The organism is Tsukamurella pseudospumae, assembly GCF_001575195.1.
GTDB lineage: Bacteria > Actinomycetota > Actinomycetes > Mycobacteriales > Mycobacteriaceae > Tsukamurella > Tsukamurella pseudospumae.
Genome location: NZ_LSRF01000028.1, coordinates 1 through 1,986, shown reverse-complemented (window position 1 = coordinate 1,986; position 1,986 = coordinate 1). Strand labels below are relative to the sequence as shown.

Below are 1,986 nucleotides of genomic sequence, written 5' to 3'. Positions count from 1 at the left end.
CCGGGCCGCTCCCCAGCTCGCGGAGTTCTTCCACGCCTTTTCGACTGGCTGCGGCCACGCGGTCCCACTCCACACCGGCAAACGTGCCATCCGCAGGAGGGGACTCCCGATAGGGAGGATCAACGAACCCGAACCCATTGTGGCGGTTGTGGTTCAAGTTCCATAGTACGGCTTTCGCCATGAACTTCAGGTGTTGCTCGGCGTGCTGCAGCACAGCGCACGCTTCGATGATTTCCTTTGTCGCCATGCCGTTTTGGTGAAGGCCTATCAACAGCAAACTGATTCCCGAATAGTCCCTGTAACACGCTGGAGGCGGTCCCGGGGTCACCGGCGGTGGATCCGGGGCCGGTTCGCTCAGGTAGGACGGCGGGATCCCGAGGAACTCCTCGATATGAAATACCCCGACATTGGATTCGAGAACCGTGCTGGGATGGATTGCGCGTAAGTGCCTTTCGGCAAGAGAGGCCACCGCCACGGACCCCTGATCGACGTTGTAGCCGATCTGCTCCGCAGTGCGTGCGATCCGTTCAGCGATGGTGTCGGTCATAGCGTTTGGGCCTCTCGGGTGAACTCCGCGTCTTCGAGAAGGCGAGTCAGTGCAGTGATGTCCGTCCCGGCCTCTGCCGCGCAGTACGCGACGTCCTCGAGCGAGGGTGGCAACCACCGCCACAGCAGCAGCATCTCCCGGATCCGCTCGAGCTGGTACCTGCTCATGTACCGGTCCAGCTCCAGCCGATCAAGCAACTGCCCCGGCGGCGGCCGCATCGCGCCCGTCTCACCCTCGGCCAACGCGGCCGCGTCCCGGAACGCCGTCCACTCCGCATCCGACGGCATGGTGCCCTGCCCCAGCGTCGTCAGGATCTTCAACGAGCCTTCGTCCCGCACCGCAGGCCCCGAGCCGTCACTGCCGACCGCCGCGAGCGACGTGACCGCGCCGGCGAGGTGCACGGCGCGATCCGCGGGAACCTTGGCGACGACGCTCGCGAGGTCCGGCCACGCGACGCGCAGGCGATGCAGCCGCCCTGCTCCCACCGGTGCCGGCATCGCCAACGCCGCCTGCCGTGACACCCGGATCAGCTCCGCCGCACCCGCCGACGAACCCGTCGACGTCGTCGCCACCGCCACGACCGTGCCCTGCGGCACGTCGTGCCGCGCGTACTCGGTGATGATGTGGACCGGGTCCATCGCACCCGTCAACGCCGTCCGCGTGCCCTCGCTGACGCTGCTCAGCAGGTTCCGGGCCGTCGACGGTAAAAGCACACCCTGCGGGATGTAACTCGGCCCCATATTCGAGGTCACCAGCAATACCGGCTGCGCGTCCTCCGAAGGCCGGAACACCGCGACAGCCCAGTCCAGCAACGCCGCCGGCGCCGCCGCGACCAGCTCCAAGCACAGCTGCTCGGCCATCTTGCCTTCCCTCGACGGGCCCTGCGATGCCTTCGCTCCAGCCACCGCACGCCGCGTGCCCTCGCCCGCCGCGACCACCGTCGAACCCGGCGTCTGCGCGCCCGTCGACGGACTCGCCTGCTGAGCCGGCGCCGCCGGCGTCACAGCCGCGGGCGGCGTCGCCGCACCGTGCGTACCGCCCGCGCCCATCGAATACGGAGGCAGCATCGGCGTCATCGGCGCCGACGTACCGCCGGTCGCCGACACCGGAGAAGCCGACACCGTCGGGCCCGACGAAACAACCGGCGCCGACGGTGCCGGGGCGGGCGCCGACGCGGCCAACGGCGTCACCGCACGCGGTGCAGGCGGCGTCACAGCGCCCCCGCTACCGCCACCCGCGCTAGAACCCCCACCGCCTAGCGCCGACGCCGCCGCCGGACTCACCGCCGGCGGCATAGCACTCGGAAGACCCGCCAGCCCGAACCGCGACTGCGCCGCGCCCAGGCCGGCCGGATCCGCCGTGCCGGTCCCCAGCCCGCTACTCAGCGGCGACCCGCTACCAAGTCCCGACGTCGGCAACGACGGCGCCGACGGAGTGGA

Annotated in this window: 2 protein-coding genes; both read right to left on the bottom strand. The window is 69.7% G+C overall.

Features of this window, described 5'->3' with window-relative positions:
- The coding region (locus AXK60_RS26380) for a hypothetical protein (RefSeq protein WP_139057877.1) at positions 1 to 547 on the bottom strand (547 nt) is incomplete at its 3' end.
- The gene (locus tag AXK60_RS10475) at positions 544 to 1,761 is read right to left on the bottom strand and encodes a hypothetical protein (RefSeq protein ID WP_139057876.1); all 1,218 of its coding nucleotides are present in this window, start codon (positions 1,759 to 1,761) and stop codon (positions 544 to 546) included. The genes AXK60_RS26380 and AXK60_RS10475, both read right to left, overlap by 4 nt.
- Positions 1,762 to 1,986: the final 225 nt, after the last annotated feature.